General features: G+C 40.5%; 15 protein-coding genes. 5 read left to right on the forward strand and 10 right to left on the reverse strand.

Going from position 1 to position 19,955, the window contains the following annotated elements; genetic code table 11:
* Positions 1–34 precede the first annotated feature (34 nt).
* The 4 genes from hydA to MUG87_RS03340 form a co-directional block, all read right to left on the reverse strand.
* Positions 35–1,447, reverse strand: a complete 1,413-nt coding sequence (gene hydA / locus MUG87_RS03325) for a dihydropyrimidinase (RefSeq protein WP_247085501.1) — start codon at positions 1,445–1,447, stop codon at positions 35–37.
* An 11-nt stretch (positions 1,448–1,458) separates the two neighbouring features.
* Positions 1,459–2,733: an NAD-dependent dihydropyrimidine dehydrogenase subunit PreA gene (gene preA / locus MUG87_RS03330; protein ID WP_247085503.1), complete on the reverse strand. Its 1,275-nt coding sequence runs from the start codon at positions 2,731–2,733 to the stop codon at positions 1,459–1,461.
* Position 2,734: 1 nt separating this feature from the next.
* Positions 2,735–4,099 carry an NAD(P)-dependent oxidoreductase gene (locus MUG87_RS03335; protein ID WP_247085506.1) on the reverse strand — a complete coding sequence of 455 codons (1,365 nt, stop codon included), beginning with the start codon at positions 4,097–4,099 and terminating at the stop codon, positions 2,735–2,737.
* A 469-nt stretch (positions 4,100–4,568) separates the two neighbouring features.
* Positions 4,569–5,219, reverse strand: coding sequence for a serine/threonine protein kinase (locus tag MUG87_RS03340; protein ID WP_247085508.1), 651 nt, complete (start codon positions 5,217–5,219; stop codon positions 4,569–4,571).
* Positions 5,220–5,403: 184 nt separating this feature from the next.
* Between MUG87_RS03340 and MUG87_RS03345 the strand changes: the two genes are divergently transcribed.
* From MUG87_RS03345 to MUG87_RS03360, 4 genes are all read left to right on the forward strand, one after another.
* Positions 5,404–6,708 carry a globin-coupled sensor protein gene (locus tag MUG87_RS03345; protein ID WP_247085510.1) on the forward strand — a complete coding sequence of 435 codons (1,305 nt, stop codon included), beginning with the start codon at positions 5,404–5,406 and terminating at the stop codon, positions 6,706–6,708.
* Positions 6,709–6,957: 249 nt separating this feature from the next.
* Positions 6,958–7,596, forward strand: a complete 639-nt coding sequence (locus tag MUG87_RS03350; protein WP_247085512.1) for a VC0807 family protein — start codon at positions 6,958–6,960, stop codon at positions 7,594–7,596.
* 64 nt (positions 7,597–7,660) lie between these two features.
* Positions 7,661–8,215: a GNAT family N-acetyltransferase gene (locus MUG87_RS03355; RefSeq protein ID WP_247085514.1), complete on the forward strand. Its 555-nt coding sequence runs from the start codon at positions 7,661–7,663 to the stop codon at positions 8,213–8,215.
* Positions 8,216–8,544: 329 nt separating this feature from the next.
* Positions 8,545–9,300: a (S)-benzoin forming benzil reductase gene (locus MUG87_RS03360; RefSeq protein WP_247085516.1), complete on the forward strand. Its 756-nt coding sequence runs from the start codon at positions 8,545–8,547 to the stop codon at positions 9,298–9,300.
* A gap of 28 nt (positions 9,301–9,328) precedes the next feature.
* Here the strand turns inward: MUG87_RS03360 and thrS are convergent, their stop codons facing one another.
* The 5 genes from thrS to MUG87_RS03385 all read right to left on the reverse strand — a co-directional run bounded on the left by thrS (position 9,329) and on the right by MUG87_RS03385 (position 17,465).
* Complete coding sequence (gene thrS / locus MUG87_RS03365; protein WP_247085518.1) at positions 9,329–11,263, reverse strand: threonine--tRNA ligase; 1,935 nt, start codon at positions 11,261–11,263, stop codon at positions 9,329–9,331.
* Between the two features lie 983 nt (positions 11,264–12,246).
* Complete coding sequence (locus MUG87_RS03370) at positions 12,247–13,908, reverse strand: glycoside hydrolase family 13 protein (RefSeq protein WP_247085520.1); 1,662 nt, start codon at positions 13,906–13,908, stop codon at positions 12,247–12,249.
* 116 nt (positions 13,909–14,024) lie between these two features.
* Positions 14,025–15,713 (reverse strand): glycoside hydrolase family 13 protein, encoded by a 1,689-nt coding sequence (locus MUG87_RS03375; RefSeq protein WP_247087474.1) that lies wholly within the window; start codon positions 15,711–15,713, stop codon positions 14,025–14,027.
* 2 nt (positions 15,714–15,715) lie between these two features.
* On the reverse strand, positions 15,716–16,279 hold the full coding sequence (locus tag MUG87_RS03380) for a maltose acetyltransferase domain-containing protein (RefSeq protein WP_247085523.1): 564 nt from the start codon (positions 16,277–16,279) through the stop codon (positions 15,716–15,718).
* Positions 16,280–16,283: 4 nt separating this feature from the next.
* A complete protein-coding gene (locus tag MUG87_RS03385; protein ID WP_247085525.1) occupies positions 16,284–17,465 on the reverse strand; it encodes an ROK family transcriptional regulator in 1,182 nt (393 codons plus the stop codon).
* Between the two features lie 455 nt (positions 17,466–17,920).
* Between MUG87_RS03385 and MUG87_RS03390 the strand changes: the two genes are divergently transcribed.
* Positions 17,921–18,370 carry a hypothetical protein gene (locus MUG87_RS03390; protein WP_247085527.1) on the forward strand — a complete coding sequence of 150 codons (450 nt, stop codon included), beginning with the start codon at positions 17,921–17,923 and terminating at the stop codon, positions 18,368–18,370.
* 1 nt (position 18,371) lies between these two features.
* Here the strand turns inward: MUG87_RS03390 and argH are convergent, their stop codons facing one another.
* A complete protein-coding gene (argH, locus tag MUG87_RS03395) occupies positions 18,372–19,865 on the reverse strand; it encodes an argininosuccinate lyase (RefSeq protein ID WP_247085529.1) in 1,494 nt (497 codons plus the stop codon).
* Positions 19,866–19,955: the final 90 nt, after the last annotated feature.

The raw sequence follows: 19,955 nt of genomic DNA on the forward strand, positions 1-19,955 counted from the left end.
AATCTTCTCGTTTCGCCATATCGCTCCCCCTCTCCTATAGCACAGTTGCATTTTCTTTTGATGCGAGAGCCCCCCCATACTGCGCACGTTTAATATATTGACCTTGCCCTGGCTTTCCGACAAATTGTTTATCGCGCACAATAAATTTACCACGGCTCAGTACACTCACAGGCTCACCTGTAATACGCATTCCTTCAAACGCACTGTAATCTACCGCCATATGATGTGTGCTTGCGGATATGACACGTTCCACATGTGGATCAAAAATAACTAAGTCTGCATCAGAGCCGACTGCGATGGTGCCCTTTCGCGGAAACAAACCAAATAACTTCGCTATTTTAGTAGACGTAATATCAACAAACTGATTGAGTGAAATACGCCCTTTTTTTACACCTTCTGAAAATAAAATGCTGACTCGGTCTTCAATGGTTGGACCGCCATTCGGAATTTTTGTAAAGTCACCCTTCCCAAGATCTTTTTGACCATGGAAGTCAAAAGAGCATTGATCAGAACCTAGCGTTTGTAATTGTCCATTTTTCAAAGCCGTCCAAAGTGCCTCCTGATGGTGTTTTTCTCGTAATGGTGGTGACCACACGTATTTTGCGCCTTCAAAGTTTGGTTTCTCTAAGTAAGATTGATCAAGCACCAAATACTGAGGACACGTCTCTCCCCACACATCAAATCCTGCGTTTCGCGCCTCAGCGATTTTTTGTACCGCCTCACGGCAAGAAACGTGCACAACATACAATTGTGAATCTGCGAGACCTGTAAGCTGACATGCTCGGCCTGTTGCTTCCCCTTCTATCTCAGGTGGCCTTGTCAATGCGTGATAGATAGGCGCAGTATGGCCTTCTACGAGGGCTTGCTTTGTCAAGTACTCAATCACATCACCATTTTCAGCATGCACCATAACAAGGGCGCCTAATTTCTTTGCTTCAAGAAGCGTCCTATATAGCGTTCCGTCATCTACCTGAAACACATTTTTATATGCCATAAATACCTTAAAAGATGTAATGCCTTCTTGAATAACCTTTGGTAACTCCTGTAATACCTCATCGGTAATTTCACCTATCATAAGATGGAATCCATAGTCGATGACCGCTTTTTCTTTTGCTTTTGCATGCCATGTGTTGATGGCTGTTTGCAAGGGCTCTCCTTTGTTCGTCAAACAAAAGTCAATAATTGTTGTCGTACCGCCAAAGGCTGCAGCAATGGTTCCTGTCTCGAAATCGTCCTTCGTTACCGTACCGCCAAAGGGCATATCCAAATGTGTATGCGGGTCAATTGCGCCTGGAAATACATAACGTCCGCTCGCATCAACTACTTCCGCCCCTTCTTGTGGCAATCTTTTTCCAATTGCGGTGATCACACCATTCTCGATACAAATATCACCTTGGTATGTATCAGAAGCGGTTACAACGGTTCCATTTATAATCAGTTTTTTCATAATGCCCTCCTTTATTTTACTGGCTGATTTAACAGCGTACACGCAGATTGCCTCTCATTCCAAGTCATCGGTGGCAGCTCATGCGGAAGCTCTACCATAGAAATGGCTCCCTCCTCCGGGCAAACAATGGAGCATAGGTTACAACCAACACAATCTTCCTCTCGTACAAGCAAATACGATTTTCCCTTCTCGTCCTTCAACATATCAATACATTGGTGTGATGTGTCTTCACAGGCGATATGACACTTATTGCAGTTGATACATACATCCGTATTAATACGAGCTACAACCTTATAGTTCAAATCTAAATTACCCCAATCTGAGTAACGCGGGACCGCTTTTCCAACCAAATCCATAACAGAAGCAATACCCTTCTCATCTAAATAGTTATGGAGGCCATCAAGCATGTCCTCGACAATTCGAAAGCCGTGGTGCATAGCAGCTGTACATACCTGTACACCAGTTGCTCCCATTAACATAAACTCTACCGCATCGCGCCAACTTGACACCCCGCCCATGCCAGAAATGGGTACAGAAATGTGCGGATTCCGTGCACATTCAGCAACCATATTTAATGCAATCGGCTTCACTGCCGGTCCGCAATAGCCTCCATGGGCTCCTTTTCCCGCAACATGCGGGATGGTATTCCACGTATCCAAATCTACACCCGCTAGGCTATTAATGGTGTTAATCATACTCACTGCATCTGCACCGCCTCGAACAGCTGCTTCAGCAGTAACCGTAATATCAGTGATATTTGGTGTAAGTTTAACAATAACAGGTGTTTGGGCTACTTCTTTTACCCAATATGTTTGTTTTTCAACCAGTTCTGGCACCTGTCCGGATGCTGAACCCATACCGCGTTCAGCCATACCATGCGGACATCCAAAATTGAGTTCTAGTCCATCTACACCTACAGCCTCGACACGCTTGACAATTTCATGCCACTTTTCCTGCTTTGGCTCTACCATCAAAGAAGCAATAACAGTATGATTTGGGAAACGTTTTTTTGTTTCATAGATCTCCTTCAAATTCACCTCTAAAGGACGATCCGTAATTAGTTCAATATTGTTAAAACCTGCAACACGCTGCCCGTTAAAGCTGACTGCTGCAAATCGGGAAGAAACGTTTAAAATAGGTTCACCGAGCGTCTTCCATACCGCCCCGCCCCAACCAGCCTCAAATGCCCGCTGCACTTGATAACCGGAATTAGTGGGAGGTGCGGAGGCGAGCCAAAACGGGTTAGGCGATTGAATACCTGCAAAGTTGATTCGTAAATCCGCCATCTTATACCTCCTTTGGTTGTGCTTCTTTTTGCAATACCTCATGAATCGCATGTGCTGTTAATTTCCCTTGCTGAACGGCGGTTACAACCATGGCCTCCCCCTTCCCTTTTCCGAACACCACATCACCACATGCAAATACCTGCGGATGAGAAGTGCGATGCCCCTTATCAATTGTAAGAGCGCCGTCTGTATGATGGAGGCCAAAGCTTTCTATTAAGCTAGTATGGCGCTTTTGACCAATTGCTTTAATAACACCGTCTGCAGGTAAAATAAATTCTGATCCAGCAATCGGTATGGGACGTTTACGTCCATCTTCCCCTGCCTCTGATAGCTTCATCTTTATGCACTCGATTGCGGTTACCTTACCGTCTGTTCCGATAATGCGCTTTGGTACTGTTAACCAACGAAATTCAACACAATCCTGCTTTGCAAATTCATATTCAAAGTCGTAAGCCGTCATTTCTACTCTTGTACGGCGATATAAGATTTTTACATTTTCAGCTCCTAGTCGAACGGAACATGTCGCCGCATCAATTGCGGTATTTCCTGCACCAATAACAACTATATTTTTTCCAATATATTGAGTAGGGAGTGTCCGCTTTGTTTCTTTGACAAATTGAATCGCATCGTGCACGCCTTCCAATTCTTCTCCAGGAATATGAAGACTTGGTACGTCTCCCATTCCAATTGCTAATACCACCGCATCATATGTTGCTAGCAAATCATTAGGCATTATATCTTTTCCGATTCGCGTATTGACTCGTATCGTCACCCCAAGTTTTTTGACTTGTTCCACTTCCCAGCGCGCAATACTTTGAGGTAAACGGAAGGAAACAATTCCATACGTGTTTAATCCTCCTGCTTCTTCATCCGCTTCAAAAATGGTAACCTCGTATCCTTTACGTGCTAGTTCCCGCGCCGTCGATAACCCTGCCGGTCCACCACCAACAACCGCCACAGTTTTGCCGTTATATTTTCCAGGTGTAAAGAACGTTTGTTCATTCACAATGGCCCAATCTGTTGCATAGCGTTGTAAATTCCCTATCATAATCGGCTTTGTTGAATGATTTAAGACACAAGCGCCCTCACACAGCTCTTCCGTTGGACATACTCTTGCGCAACTGGCCCCTACTGGATTTGCTTCCATAATCGTCTTTGCAGATCCCTTCATATTGCCAGATGCAATCTTTTTGATAAAAGAAGGAATGTCAATTCCAGTGGGACATGCAGTGATGCACGGTGCGTCATAGCAATACAAACAACGATTTGCTTCTTCTACCGCCTCCCGCTTTGACAAAGCAGTTTCGATTTCTTGAAAGTTATTCTCTAATTGCAAATGATTCACCTTGTCTCCCCCCTTCAACATCACAAAACAAAGCTATCACGCTAAGCTTTTTATAATTGTAATAATTTTCTGATAAATTTACATTAGACAATCAGTTAAATGATTACACAAGCTCATTTACCACAATGTACAGGAATATTGTCAGAAAATCTGACGTGAACTAGAAAAGCGCAAGCGGCTCGTTTAGCTTCATAAGGCAGAGGTTCCTGGCACAAAAAGGCGTTTTTTGCCTTTATGGGCTGGGGTTCTCTGACTGAAGAAGCTAGCCGCTGGAGCTAGACAATAGAAAAGCGCAAGCGGCTCGTTTAGCACTTATCATGAGTATGAGATTACATGTTCCTATAAAAAAAGAGACATTTGTAGTAATTTTCATCTACAAACATCTCTTTTTAGAATGATTTGGCGATTTTCACACACTTTTTGGTGACTCTAGCACATTATCTGGCGACTTGGATGAGTAATTTGGCAACTTTCCTAAATAATTCAGTAACTACAACATATTTTTAAATTTTTTATACACTCGATAAGAGTACCTGACTAGATCAAGCAATGTGTAGGGCACTTTAATGCGCCGTTTATAAAATAAAGGAAGATATATACGATAATAGGCTCTAACAAGATCTCTCCATTTGGTGTCTTCTCCTTGTTTATAAAAGTCTGATATGTCAACTACGTATCCTCGACCATTATGCATCATTACATTTTTACCGTGCACATCAAACGGATTAAGCCCTCTCTCTTTTGCATAACAAAGCGCTTCATTCACATCTATAATTACAGATTCTGGAATGGGTAGACCGCGATGAAATGCATCATACAGCGTCATGCCATATAACCTTTTCAGTACCAGATATACATCTCCTTTATACAATAACTGAGAGTACGCAGGATGTTCACCAAGCCTTCTATATACCTCCGCTTCTTTTTCTAAACCAGCAAAATCCCTGGCATATACCTTTACAACCCAATGCGGATAATTTATATGTGTAAATACCCCTGCGTAGTTGCCGGTTCCTACACATTCCCATTCACTAGGAATTCGAGTAATACGCACAGGATCATATACATATTCACTTTCTAATATCAATTCGGGTAATAACTGCTGTTCAATCATGTCTGTAAAGCTGTAGATGTTGTTCATATTTCCCCCACTGCAGAAACATCTGCGTTCTTACTAACTTCTTTTTATATTTACTTCATTACAATCTAAAAAATAATTTATTCTTTTAATATATACCTTGAAAACATCTTCACTATCTTCTTTGTTTTTAGTATAATTTTTGTATATTTAAATATTTTTCTATTAAGAGATTGGAGATTGAATTATGAGTCCATTATTTTTTAAAAAGAAAACCAAAAGTGTTTTCTTACTCAGTGATTTACATCAATATGAAGAGAAAGTAAGCCTATACAAGGATCATGCCGCCTTAAACAAACACATTGATATGATTGGATTAGAAAAAAAAGATCTCGCCGTTCTAGCACTTTTACAACCTATTATACAGCAACATATGGAAGAAATTCTAACCGATTTTTATAAAAACATTGGTGCTGAGACACGTTTATCAGCGATTATTAATGAAAACAGTACAGTAGAAAAATTAAAAGGTACATTAGCAACGCACATTAGTGAAATGTTCAGCGGTACAGTTGATGCAATTTTCATGGAAAAAAGACAGAAGATTGCAATTACACATTTCCGAATTGGTCTGAAGCCAAAATGGTATATTGCTGCGTTTCAAAATTTACTGATGTATGTATCAAATATTATCTCACTTCACGTTAAGGACCTAACAGAATACAAGTTTGCTATGCAGGCTGTTTCTAAGATGTTTATACTAGAACAACAGCTCGTACTCGATGCATATGAAAACGAGGTTACACAAACAGCGGAAGCAAATACGCAAAAACAACAAGCACTTCGTAACAATCTAAGCGATGTTGCGCAGCAATTGGCAACGGTTGCCGAACAAACAAGCCGTTCTGTTTCTGCTATTAATGAACAAACAAAAGATTTAAATGGTATGTCTGTACATACTTTAGAGATTGCAGCCACAACAGAAACGGCTGCTGAAAAAGGAAAACATGACTTAGATAATCAGCAAACATTGATGAACCGTATTCAAGAAAGCACAGAAGATATTATGGATAAAATCACCGTACTTCATAATGTATCAAACGAAATTCATAACATTGCAAGCATTGTTACCGCGATTGCCGAACAAACAAATCTGTTGGCGCTAAACGCAGCCATTGAAGCAGCGCGTGCGGGTGAGCATGGTAAAGGTTTCGCCGTAGTAGCAGACGAAGTTCGCAAGCTGTCTGAAGAAACCAAGGTTTCCGTTTCAGGTGTTTCCGATTTAATTGCTAAAATTAATGAACAAATTGCTATGACGTCTAATCGTATGAAAGATGTAGCTGAACTGATTAAGCAAAGTCACAGCCAAACAGAAAAAATGAGCGAATCATTTGAAACAGTACTATTAAGCATTCATTCTAATAAAGCACAAAATGTACAAACACAAGAAGAATTACTTAAGATTTCACGTATGATTCAAGATGCCAACGAGGCAGTAAAACAGGTGTCCTCTTCTGCGGAAGAATTAAACACACTGTCAGCGCAATTGTAAAAGCAAAAGGATTGAGCACATTCGCTCAATCCTTTTGTTGTATCTCTATCCCTCTCTTATTATAATAATGATAGAATTATTGTATTATAAGGGCATGTAGTTTTTTCGACATATAACTAGAACAGCTGGTTAGATATTCGGTATGGGCAGCCCTTTACCCTGACTGCAACTACATATCGCCAGTTTTTCTTTCCTCACTACCAAGAATGTCGTTTTTCTATGTGTGTTTATACAGAAAGGTGGTTTCCTTTGAAGAATAGAGTTGCGCTATATGATATTATTTTTTTTCTTGTCTTCCCGCTCGTTGTATGGAATTATGGTCGTGATATAATTGGTGACTATTATGCAATGCTCCTTTCTTCTGTACCCGGTATCATCTACAGCGTATATCGATTTGTGGTTTTAAAGCAATTCAATGTATTCGGTATTTTTATGCTTGCAAACTTAATACTTGGCGCACTTGTAGATGTTCTGGCAGGTTCTGCTATACAGCTTCTTTGGAACAATGTGTACTATGCATATGCCTTAGCTGCTGTATTTGCATTGACAGCACTGTTTCGAAAACCACTTGCCTTGTACTTTGCATTGGATCTTGCGGAGCTGCAGGGTCAGGACCGAGGCAACCTACGTGAACTGTTTATGAGCAAGAAGCTGTTCACTGTATTTCAGCTGATTACACTCGGCTTCGCTGTTCGCGATATTGTTTTAGCCACCTTAAAAGTTTGGCTCATTACTGAATACGGTGTAGAAGCGTTTGATAAAGGCATTATTTTACGTCAAGCTATTAACTGGGGATTCTCAGCTATTTTTGTAATTGGGTTTTTATATGTTGCCAAAGCGGTGCAAGATGCTTCACCATCAGAAGAATCATTGGAAAAAAGCAACTGAATTTAGTTGTTTTTTCTTACCTACACGTTTGCTATGATATAACAAAAGCTGGGGGGGACTACATATGTTTTTTGCTTTTCAAGTAGATGAAGATATTACATTACGACTACTCGACATGTCGCAGGCTGATCTCATTTTTAAAGCGTCAGACACTTCTCGTGAACATTTGCGACGCTGGCTCCCCTGGGTAGACGACACCCATACGGTAGAAGATACAAAGAAATTTATTCAAGCAACAATGGATCAATTTGCGCAGCATAAAGGGTTTTGTACAAGCATTTGGTGGCGCGATGAGTTTGCCGGTATCATTGACTTTCATGGTTTACATACAACACTCAATAAAATCGAGATTGGCTATTGGTTACTTGAAAAACATCAAGGAAGAGGAATCATAACAAAGGCCTGCCGAGCTTTTGTAGATCATGCTTTTTCCGTGATGAAGCTAGAGCGCGTTGAGATTTTGGCAGCAGTCGGAAATACAAAGAGCCAAGCAATTCCAAAGCGCCTCGGCTTTAAGCAAGAGGGAGTCCTTCGAAAGTGCACAAAAACCTCAGAAGGACTTGAAGATGTTGTTATCTTCGGGCTATTAAAAGACGAATGGACAAAACAAGAGCACTAAATCAGCGCTCTTGTTTTGCCCATCTATTATGTCTCCCTATGTTTTCGTACGCATGAAGTGACCCTTCCCCCTAGACATGGATAGAAGCATGATCGGTTTCTAAACACTCAGCAGTAATAGCTATCCTCTATATATAACAAGCCACCAACGCTTCGTTGTCACAATCATTATGGTGCCTCCTTTATTTTTGAATTTCGACATAAAATACATCGTTCCCCTTATAACTCCAACCTCTTAACAATTTTCTTGGATTTTTTTCATTTTTCGCACTTTCCCAATTTACACTTGTAGAAATTTCTGTTAGTTTGTAGAGAAAGGAGGGATTTTTTATGCGATATGCTATTGTAACAGGGACCTCTCGTGGTGTGGGGGAAGCAATTGTACGCAGACTTCTAGAGCAAGAAATCATTGTATTTTCCGTTTCCAGAAGCAGAAACATTTCACTAGAAGAATTTGCAAAGCAAAACAATACCTTGTTTTACCCCTTCAGCTTTGACCTTAGCAATATTGATAGCATTACAGACTTAACAGATGAAATTTTTGCATTGATGGACGCAGACAGTGCACAAGCTCTTTATCTAATCAATAACGCTGGTATGCTTGCACCTATGAAGCCCATTGAACGAGCGGAAACAAAACAACTTATCACAAATGTACATGTTAATTTGTTGGCACCTATGTTACTGACTCACGAATTCTTAAAACGTACACAAGATGCACCTGTCGACAAGCGTATTGTTAATATCTCATCCGGCGCAGGGATAAACCCTTATTATGGCTGGGGGGCATATTGTACAGCCAAAGCAGGTATTAATATGTTCACACGTTGTACAGCGCTCGAAGAAGAAGGAAAAGAGTACCCGGTAAAAGTAATTTCATTTGCACCCGGCGTAGTTGATACAGACATGCAGGCTGAAATTCGCAGTACCGATAAAGAAGATTTTATGAACGTAGAACGTTTTCATGCTTTGAAAGAAGAAGATAAGCTCCTTTCTCCCGACTACGTTGCGCAAGCGGTTGTCAATTTACTCCAAGCTGATGATTTTGAACAAGGCGGTGTCATACGCATTGATGAAAAATCATGAGAAAAGCCTGCACAAGCAGGCTTTTCTTTTATAAAAATACCTTTTCTTCAATCTCGCGCACGAGCTTCTTCACAAATACTTCGGCTGAAAGACTTACTGAATCCGGTTGTCCATATTTCCGCGCATTCACAGTTTCCTCCGCTGCTTCTTGGTCGCCAACAACGATAATATACGGTATCTTTTTTATTTGTGCTTCTCTGACCCTGTAGCCCAGCTTTTCTTCTCTTACATCAAGCTCTACACGTATACCTGTTTGCTGCAGTTTGCTTTCAATTTGCTTAGCGTACGCTGCATGCACGATATGAGATACCGGGATAATCTTTACCTGCACAGGCGCCAGCCATAAAGGAAAAGCCCCAGCAAAATGTTCAATCATAATTCCAAGGAAACGATCAATGGAACCGAACACGGCACGATGAATAACAACAGGTCTTTGCTTTTGATTTTGCGCATCTACATAATGCAAATCAAACTTTTGCGGCATTTGAAAATCCAGCTGAACTGTTCCGCACTGATGGCTTCGATGCAAAGCGTCTTTAATGTGAAAATCAATTTTCGGACCATAAAATGCACCATCACCGTCATTAATACGGTAAGAGTATCCTAGTTTTTCCAAAACATTCTGCAGCGCTTGTTCTGCTTTTTCCCATTGACTATCTTCTCCCATGGAATTCTCCGGTCTTGTAGATAGCTCTACTTCATATTTAAAACCAAGCGTACGATATACTTGATCGATCAGTGCTACAGCTGCTTGAATTTCATCTTCTATCTGCTCAGGCGTAGCAAATATATGGGCATCATCCTGGCAAAATGTGCGAACTCGAAGCAGCCCGTTGAGCGCTCCGCTGTATTCGTGGCGATGCACTTGGCCAAACTCTGCCATACGTATCGGCAGTTCTCGGTAGGAATGCAGTTTATGTTTAAACATCAGCATATGCCCAGGACAGTTCATCGGCTTCATCGCAAAGCTCGTATTATCCACTTCTGAAAAATACATGTTTTCTTTATAATGATCCCAGTGCCCTGAGTTTTCCCACAGTTTACGATTCATCATAAACGGTGTTCTCACCTCTTGATAGCCTCGCGCTTCTTGTAAACCTCTTAAAAATGCTTCAAGCTTGTTTCGCAGTAGCTGTCCTTTCGGCAGGTAGAATGGCATACCAGGCGCTTCCTCTGAAAACATAAACAATTCGAGTTCGTTGCCTAGTTTACGATGATTTCGCTTTGCTGCCTCTTCTAAAAAAACGAGGTGACTCTCTAACTCTTTAGATGTTGCAAACGCAATACCATATATACGCTGTAATACTTGTTTGTCACTCTCACCTCTCCAATAAGCACCGGCCACATGTGTTAATCGAAATGCTTGTAGTGCACCTGTTGACGGTACATGGGGACCACGGCATAAATCTACAAACTCTCCCTGTCGATATAATGTGATGCTTTCTCCTGCTGGAATATCCTGCAGAAGCTCCAACTTCAGATTGTCATTTTGAAACAATATTTGCGCTTGCTCACGACTCACTTCCAGTCGTTCAATCGGCAAATTTTCTGCAACAATATTCTTCATCTCTTGCTCAATTCGCACGAGGTCTTCGGCACAAACACGTTCTGTCAAGTCCATATCATAATAAAATCCATTTTCAATTACAGGACCATCTCCCAATTTTACATCCCCATACAACCTTTTTACTGCTTGGGCCAAAACATGTGCAGCAGTATGTCTCATCATATCAACGCCTTCTTTGACTGACGATGTAATGATTTCTAGCATCGCATCATGATAGATTGGTCTTTGTAAGTCAAACAGCTCGCTATTCACCTTTGCGCCAAGTGCTTTCTTGTGTAAACTAAGACTAATATCAGCTGCAATTTGTGCAGATGTAATACCTTTTTCATACGACTTCTTCTTTCCATCTGGTAAAGAAATTTCAATACGTTCCATTCTACTCACTCCATTTTCCATTTTGTCTAAAATATAAGCTCTGCTAAAGTTTATTGTCGATTTCCGTTACCGGGGTTCGCTTTCCGCGGGCGGTCAGGGAACCTTCTCAGTACTATGCGCCTGCGGGATCTGCCTTGGACTCGCTCTTTTCCGGCAGGAGTCTCACCCCCTTCACTCCCATCAACAAGTGCCCATTAGTAACATGAGGCTTTAACACAGCCAAAATATAAAATAGCGCACTCATCCCTGTAATAGGGACGAATGCGCTACACCCGTGGTTCCACCCAAATTCCCGTCATATGACGGCTTTGTTTACCTTAACGCGGCTTAGACGGCACCGGTTCACCAATGCACTCCAAGGTGGTAAATGATTTTCCTGCGTTAGAAAGCTCTCAACTCTGCTTCCCTCTCTGTAAACCGGTCTCAATCATTCATGTCCTTTTCTTCGCTTTTTCCAAATAAAAAACACATTCATCCCTATATAATAGGGACGAATGTGTTACACCCGTGGTTCCACCCAAATTCCCGTCATACGACGGCTTTGTTTACCTTAACGCGGCTTAGACGGCACCGGTTCACCAATGCGCTCCAAGGCGGTAAATGATTTTCCTGCGTTAGAAAGCTCTCAGCTCTGCTTCCCTCTCTGTAAACCGGTCTCAATCATTCATGTCCTTTTCTTCGCTTTCATATGTTATTTTATAATATACACAACAGTCAAAAAGTTTGCAAATATTTTTTGAAAGTATTTGCAATAACATGCCTATTTTGCAATACGTCATTGATATATGGGTTCATGTAGTGTTTCTCATAGATACGCAACTAGAGAATAAAAAAGCTAAAGTGACTTAACATAGGCATCTTTGAGGTACTACCTCCATTACATCGTCCATTCTTCTCTTCTTAAGAAAAAATTTTTTATTTATGCTCATCATTATGTGCAACTTCCTGAAAATTATATCGACTATATAAAAAAACTGCCGGTATGTTGACCGACAGTTTTTTGCTTAGATCATGTATACACGTGCTTCGTATGGTTGCAATTCAAATGCATGCACGTTTTCATGTACTTCTACATCATAGTTACATAGTACTAGCTCACTTGTAGACAAGCTAAGACCTGTACATTCATAATTCGCTGTTTCTTTAGATAAGTTTGTAATAACGACTGCCTTCTTATCTCCAAGTGTTCTTGTATATGCGTACACTTGTTTATCTTCTGGCATAATTAAATCATACGTACCGTAAACCAATACTTCGTTTTCTTTACGCAAACGAATCATGTTTTTATAGAAGTTCCAAACTGAGTTTGGATTTGCCATATCGTCCTTCACGTTAATACTTGTATAGTTTTCGTTAATGCCAATCCAAGGTGTTCCCGTTGTAAAGCCTGCCTTTTCTTCATTACTCCACTGCATTGGCGTACGAGAATTATCGCGAGAGCTGTTCCAGATGACTTCCATAATTTCTTGATGAGATGTACCTTTTTCGCGCTCGATTCGGTAGAAGTTTTTAATGGCAACGTCATCGTACTCCTCAATTGTTTCAAAACGAACATTTGTCATACCAATTTCTTGTCCTTGGTAGATGAAAGGCGTACCTTGCATTAAGAAATACATTGCCGCAAAAGCTTTTGCACTTTCCACACGATATTCTTTGTCATTGCCCCAAGTGGATACAACACGCGCTTTATCATGGTTTTCAATAAACAAGGCATTCCACCCGTTGCCTTCAAGGCCCTTTTGCCATTTCGTTAGCGTTTTCTTTAAGGACACAACATCGATGGTACCAACATTGCTTTTATCCCAAAGATCCAAGTGCTCAAATTGGAAAACCATGTTGAACTTACCATTTTCTTCGCCAACCCACTCATCAGCTTCTTCTACTGTTACACCGTTTGCTTCACCAACTGTCATAATATCGTATTTGGCAAACGTTTGCGCTTTGAGTTCTTCTAAAAACGGTTGAATGCCGGGCTGGTTCATATGACAATCAAACGAAGATACATAATCTAAGTTATCTGGGTTTGGCATATCAGGGAAGCCTTCGCGCTTTTTAATGTGAGAAATGGCATCTACACGGAAGCCATCGATTCCTTTATCAAGCCACCAGTTGATCATTTCGTACAAGGCATCGCGCACTTCTTTGTTTTCCCAGTTTAAATCTGGTTGTCTTCTCGAGAATACATGTAAGAAGTATTGCTTCGTTGCTTCATCATATTCCCATGCAGAACCGCTAAAGATACTTTCCCAGTTATTTGGTTCCTTTCCACCTTTTCCGTCACGCCAAATGTACCAATCGCGCTTTGGATTATCTTTTGAAGAACGAGACTCAATAAACCAAGGATGCTCGTCGCTTGTATGATTAATAACAAGGTCAATAATGAGTTTCATGCCGCGCTTATGCACTTCTGCAAGCAACTTGTCGAAATCAGCCATTGTACCAAATACTTCCATAATATCTTGATAGTCGCTGATATCGTAACCGTTATCATCATTTGGTGATTTGTAGAATGGACAAATCCATATGACATCGATTCCAAGTTCTTTTAAATAATCTAACTTTTCGATAACACCCGGCAAATCGCCGATACCGTCTCCGTTTGAATCCATGAAGCTTCTTGGATATATTTGATAAGCTGTCGCTTCTTTCCACCAGTGTTTTGTCATGTTTCCGTCTCCTTGTTTCCTAAGTTGTACAATATATAATGCTACAAAAATGCAAGTAAAACATCAATAGCAAGTTAAAAGGAAAAGGAATTTTTTTATTTCCTTTCCCTATTTTTTCATTTTTTGTAATATACCACTGCATCATACGGACGCAATGTTAATGTTTTTTCATATACCTCATCATTGGCAATGAGCACATCAGCATGTTGGATTTCATGAAGCAGCGCCTCATCTTCAATTGTCTGCACCTGATTGCTAAAGTTACAGAGCACAATCAACTTTTCATTGTTCCAAGTACGATTATAAGCAAAAATGGCACTATGATCGCGATGTAGTAACTTGAAATTACCCTCTGTAATAATATCAAGCTCTTTGCGAAGCCCAATTAATTTTTGATAATAATAGAAAATAGAATTTTTATCTGCGAGTGCTTGTTTAACGTTAATTTCTAGATAACGCGGGTTTACACGAAGCCACGGCGTCCCTGTTGTAAAGCCACCGTTTTCACTGTCATCCCACAGCATCGGTGTTCTCGCATTGTCACGTCCTTTTACATAAATAGATTCCATAATATCTTCATGGGCATAGCCAAGCATCGAACGCTCTTTATACATATTCATTGTTTCTACATCTTCGTAATCCGATAAATTTTCAAATCGTACATTGGTCATCCCAATTTCTTCGCCTTGGTACACATACGGTGTACCTTGCATCATATGCAAGCAAGTGCCCAGCATTTTGGCTGACTTTTCACGATATTCTTGGTCGTTACCAAAGCGGGAAACAATGCGCGGCTGGTCATGGTTATTCCAGTACAAGCTATTCCAACCCTTACCGTGCAAACCCGTTTGCCATTTATTTAGATTATCCTTTAAATCCACCAAATCAAGCGGCTTTAAGTTCCATTTGCCACCCGGTGCACTATCAAGGTCCATATGCTCGAACGTAAAAATCATATTGACTTCGTTTCGTTCAGGATTTGTGTATAATACCGCGTCTTCAGGTGTTGTACCTGGCATTTCACCAACCGTCATAATATCATATTTTGATAATACCTCACGATTCATTTCTTGCATAAATTCATGAATACGTGGGCCATTCAAAAAGTATTTACCACCATCTGCATATAATTGTCCAGGTTGCAATTCACCGTCGGGTAAGCCGGGGACTTTTGAAATAAAGTTCACAACATCCATACGGAAACCGTCGATGCCTTTATCTAGCCAAAAGCGCATCATTTTATATACTTCTTCGCGAAGCTTTGGATTTTCCCAATTCAAATCAGGTTGCTTTTTCGTAAATAGATGTAAGTAATACTCATCTGTTGTCTCGTCATACTCCCAAGCAGAGCCGCTGAAAACAGATCCCCAGTTGTTCGGTTCTTTACCATCTTTTCCTTTACGCCAATAGTAAAAATCACGGTATGGATTATCTTTGCTGCTTTTTGACTGTACAAACCATTCATGCTCGTCCGACGTATGATTTACTACCAAGTCCATTACAAGCTTTAGACCGCGCTTATGCATTTCTGCAAGCATAAGATCAAAATCTTCCATCGTACCAAACTCAGCCATAATTTTCTCATAATCGCGAATGTCATAACCATTATCGTCATTTGGCGAATCATATACTGGACTAAGCCAAATAACTTCTACACCAAGCTCTTTTAAATAATCAAGCTTTGAAATAATTCCTTGGATATCGCCAATGCCATCACCATTGGAATCCATAAAACTTCTCGGATAAATTTGGTAAACTGTTGCTTTTTTCCACCATTCTGCGCTACCTTTCGCAAACGTTTGCATCATTAGTTACCCCCATTGTCAATATGTTTGATGATTCTAGCCGGATTGCCGCCTACCACTGTATTAGGCGGAACATCTTTAGTAACAACTGCACCGGATGCAATGACTGTATTATCTCCAATTGTCACACCAGGATTAATGACTGCTTGTCCTCCAATCCATACGTTATCTCCTATTACAACCGGCTTTCCAAACTCCCTACCGGAATTACGTGCTTCTGCTTCAAGCGGATGAGATGCCGTATAAATGTGTACCCCTGGTGCGAGCATACAGTTGTCACCAAATGTAACAGGACAAACATCCAGGATGACACAATTAAAATTCGCGTAAAAATTCTCACCCACATGAATGTTATAACCGTAATCACATTGAAAGCTAGGCTCCATATACAAATTTTCTTTAGTAGAACCGAAAAGGTTCTTCAAAATAACTTTTCTCTTTTCTCCATCTGGCTCTGCATTAAACGCCCATGTTAATTCCCTGGCACGAATACGTCCCTCTAACAATTCAGTGTCGCTGGGATTGTACATTTCACCAGCAATCATCTTTTCTTTTTCTGTTTTCATATTGTCACTCCCTTTCATATAATGGCAACTGGAATCGTTCCCTTATAACCAGCAAGGCAGCTCCCTGCACCCATGCATCATCACTTAGAAGTGAAACGACAATTTCGGTTTCGTTTGTAGCCGCAAAAAAGTTTTGTGAAGCCTCTGCACGTGCGTATGGCAAGAAATGTGCAGCATACTTCATTCCTTCTCCTGTTAACACGATAGCAGCAGGATTCAAAGTATTGATAATATTCGCTATGGCGTACCCAAGATGAACACCAAGCTGTTTAAATAACCCTGCAATCTCTGGTTTTGATATACGTTCTCCTAAATGCTCAAATGTATAAGAATGCGCCTCTATATGAAGACGCTTTCCTTCATGCTTAAAAAAAGGTTCGGATGCATACATTTCCAAGCATCCTCTTTTACCGCAATGACAAGGATAGCCGTTGATCTGTAAGGTTGTGTGGCCAAATTCACCAGCACCGCCGAATTCACCATAATAGATGTGTCCGTCAATAACAGTTGTCATACCTAGACCAGCACCGACAGACAAGCATACAAAATTTTTTCGCGGCTGTCCGAAATGGAGTTCAGCCAATGTGAAAGCGTTTATATTTTTATCTAAAAAAACAGGTATATCCTTCATTCGCTTGCTAACTTCCTGACAAATCGGCACATTTTCCCAGCCTAGCATGGAAGAGCGGACAATGGTCCCAGTTTCTCGATCCACCAGCCCTGAAGCTGCAATACCTACTCCACATAGACAACTGTCATCCAGATTTTGCGAAACAAGCATGTCACTCATATATTGTACTAGCGTGTCAATAACAATATCCGGTTTACTTTTTTCAGCAAACGGAACATGACAAATTTGGAGAATGTCCGCTTGTAAATTTGTTAATGCAATACGTATTTTTGTTTCTTCAATTTTTACACCAAACGCATACTGATACGTCTCATTGAACTGCAATAAAATGGGCTTTCTTCCCCCTGTTGACATTGCAGTTCCCGTCTCTTTAATAAGATTATGCTTTAATAATTCCTCTACAATGTTCGTTACGGTTGACAGCCCCATTTTAGTTACCTTTGCTAACTCTGAGCGACTGATCGGTCCGTTTAAACGAATTTGCTCTAGTAACAGGTATCGATTCCATTCTTTTATAAAGGCTTTATTGCCCTTTCGCATGTTTTGATTCTGCATGCTGTGCATCACCTCTTACACAGTCCCACAACGTAAAAAATGGCTGTTTGGCTGCTTGTCTCTTATTTCATTGAATGAAGCAAGTTGAAATCAGTGTAACTTATTTCATTGAATGAAGCAAGTTGTTTTTACTAAAAAAGTAAAGCTATAGTCTCTACATATAGTAGCATCTTAAAAAAGGATTTTTTTATAGACTTTGACATAAAAAATATTTGCAAATATATCGTATCATGATATACTAGAACAAAATTTAGGGAAAAGGACGTGCAGGATTATGTTGCGTTTATTGATTATTGCACAATTACATCATCATACATAAACCCTTGAACCCGTGTATATATTACACGCAGGTACAAGGGTTATTGCCGTTGTACCTGCGTTGCTAAGAGCCATGCAGGATTTTTTATACCTGCATGGCTCTTTTTGTTTACTTGAAAATGGAAAGGATGAGACAATTGACAGTTGCTAATGTGATTTTACCAAATGTTAAAAATATGATGGGGTTCATTCAACCTTTACTGCTTCGTGCGACGGATTGCTACATTTATCCGGCTGCTGAAAATATAGAATGGTATAAACAATCACCAGAGCTTTTTATTCCAACACGCAACAAATATAGATTAAACTTGGATTACGACTTTTCTAATTGTGAGATGTTTGTTCAAACAGAAGGACAAACCGATGTACTCGTTATTGTTATGGAAACCAAACAGTTTCATAAACTGGAGTTGTCTACTGCTCGTATTGATGAACGAACCGCAATTCCAGCCCCTGTACTTCGCTATTGTAAAGATACAGTGAAACGTAACAAAGTCGCTTTTTGCTTGTATGCAGCTGATAGAAATGTGGCTGCTGCAATCTTTATACCTGAGAACACATCCTCTGCGCTACGTTTTGCACAATAACTTATTTTACATACTGCTGTACAAGTACCCGTAAGTGTGTCGCGCAGTGTTGGATTTTTGCCTGCATGCTACTAATCCTTTCTTGGTGTTGCTTCGCTTCTTCTCTCCTTACTTGAAGCATCCGCTGTATTTCTTGTAAGGCGGGGCCACCAGTAATATTGCGGCGATTAATAAAAGATTCTGGAGAAGTAATATGATCCCACTCTTCATAGGTAAGTGATACAACAGCTAGAATAGTATTCACTTCTGTTAGTGTAAACTCATATAATTCTTTCTGCTGCGCTGCACATGCTTTGGCAACTGTAGCAGCCATTTCATGTGCCCTGCGAAACGGTATACCTTTTCGTGTTACTTCATCTGCCAATTCCGTAATCGTAATCGCATGTTTTGAAGCGCGTTCCTTTAACACATCTTTATTGATAGTTATGGTTCTTATGACCGCTTGCATTAATGAAAAAACCCGCTTCGCCTTGGCAAAGCAATTATACAAATAAGGCTGTAAGTCATCCTCAGTATCCACAATATCACCAAAAGGGGTATTGTGGATCATATGCAGCACGGCAAGGGCTTCTGCATATGATCCGCTTGCTAACGCGCGAGCATGTTCAATTGATACCGGATTCCGTTTTTGCGGCATAATACTGCTGATTTGTACGTACGGATCTGCAACAATTATCCCATTAAACTCCTTTGTTGCTAAAAGTAAAAAATCTTGTATCCAGCGACCACAGTTAAGCATACAAACTGCCATCGCACTGGCTGCTTCTGCCAGATAGTCGGCACCTGCGATCGCATCATAAGAATTCTCCACAAGTTTTTCAAAGCCAAGAAGCTCGCAAATACGTTCTCGATTGATTGGAAATCCGGTTGTAGCTAATGCAGCCGCTCCCATTGGCGAACGATTGATTGTCGTAAATGCTGCTTGTAACCGCTTCAAGTCTCTCATGCATACATCGTAGATTGCGAGCAAATAATGTCCAAGTGTGGTAGGTTGTGCAGGCTGGGTATGCGTATAAGCTGGGATAATTGTGGTTGCATGTTCATAAGATTGTTCTAATATGCTATCAGCTAACGTTAACAAGGCTTCCTGCACCTCTAATATATGTGTTCGAATAACCATTCTATACATGGCAACACCCATGTCATTGCGACTACGACCAATATGCATATTACTAATTATTTCATCTGAAGCCACTTGTCTAATACGATCTTCAATAAAAAAGAAAAAGTCTTCATAGTGCTCATCATATGCCACGCTGCTATGATTTTCAGCTTCCACTTGATAAACGCTTCGTAAAATTTTTTGGGCATCAATCAAAGATAAAACATGTTGTTCCGTTAGCATAATAACATGTGCATAATGAATTGCGAACATTGAACTTCGTAAATAATCGCGCTGACCTTCAAAAACGTGCCGCAATACCTGATCTACATACGTTTTTCCTGGAAAACGTTCTCCTTCCACATTTACAAATGCATCTTTCTTTCTTTTCACGGCAATACCTCCATGCTTTTACCCTATCATAGGCGGTAATAGCCGTTCTTGTGATTGTACAATATACCAGAATTATATAAGTACAAGTCG

The sequence above is a fragment of the Ectobacillus sp. JY-23 genome (genome assembly GCF_023022965.1).
Classification (GTDB): Bacteria; Bacillota; Bacilli; order Bacillales; family Bacillaceae_G; genus Ectobacillus.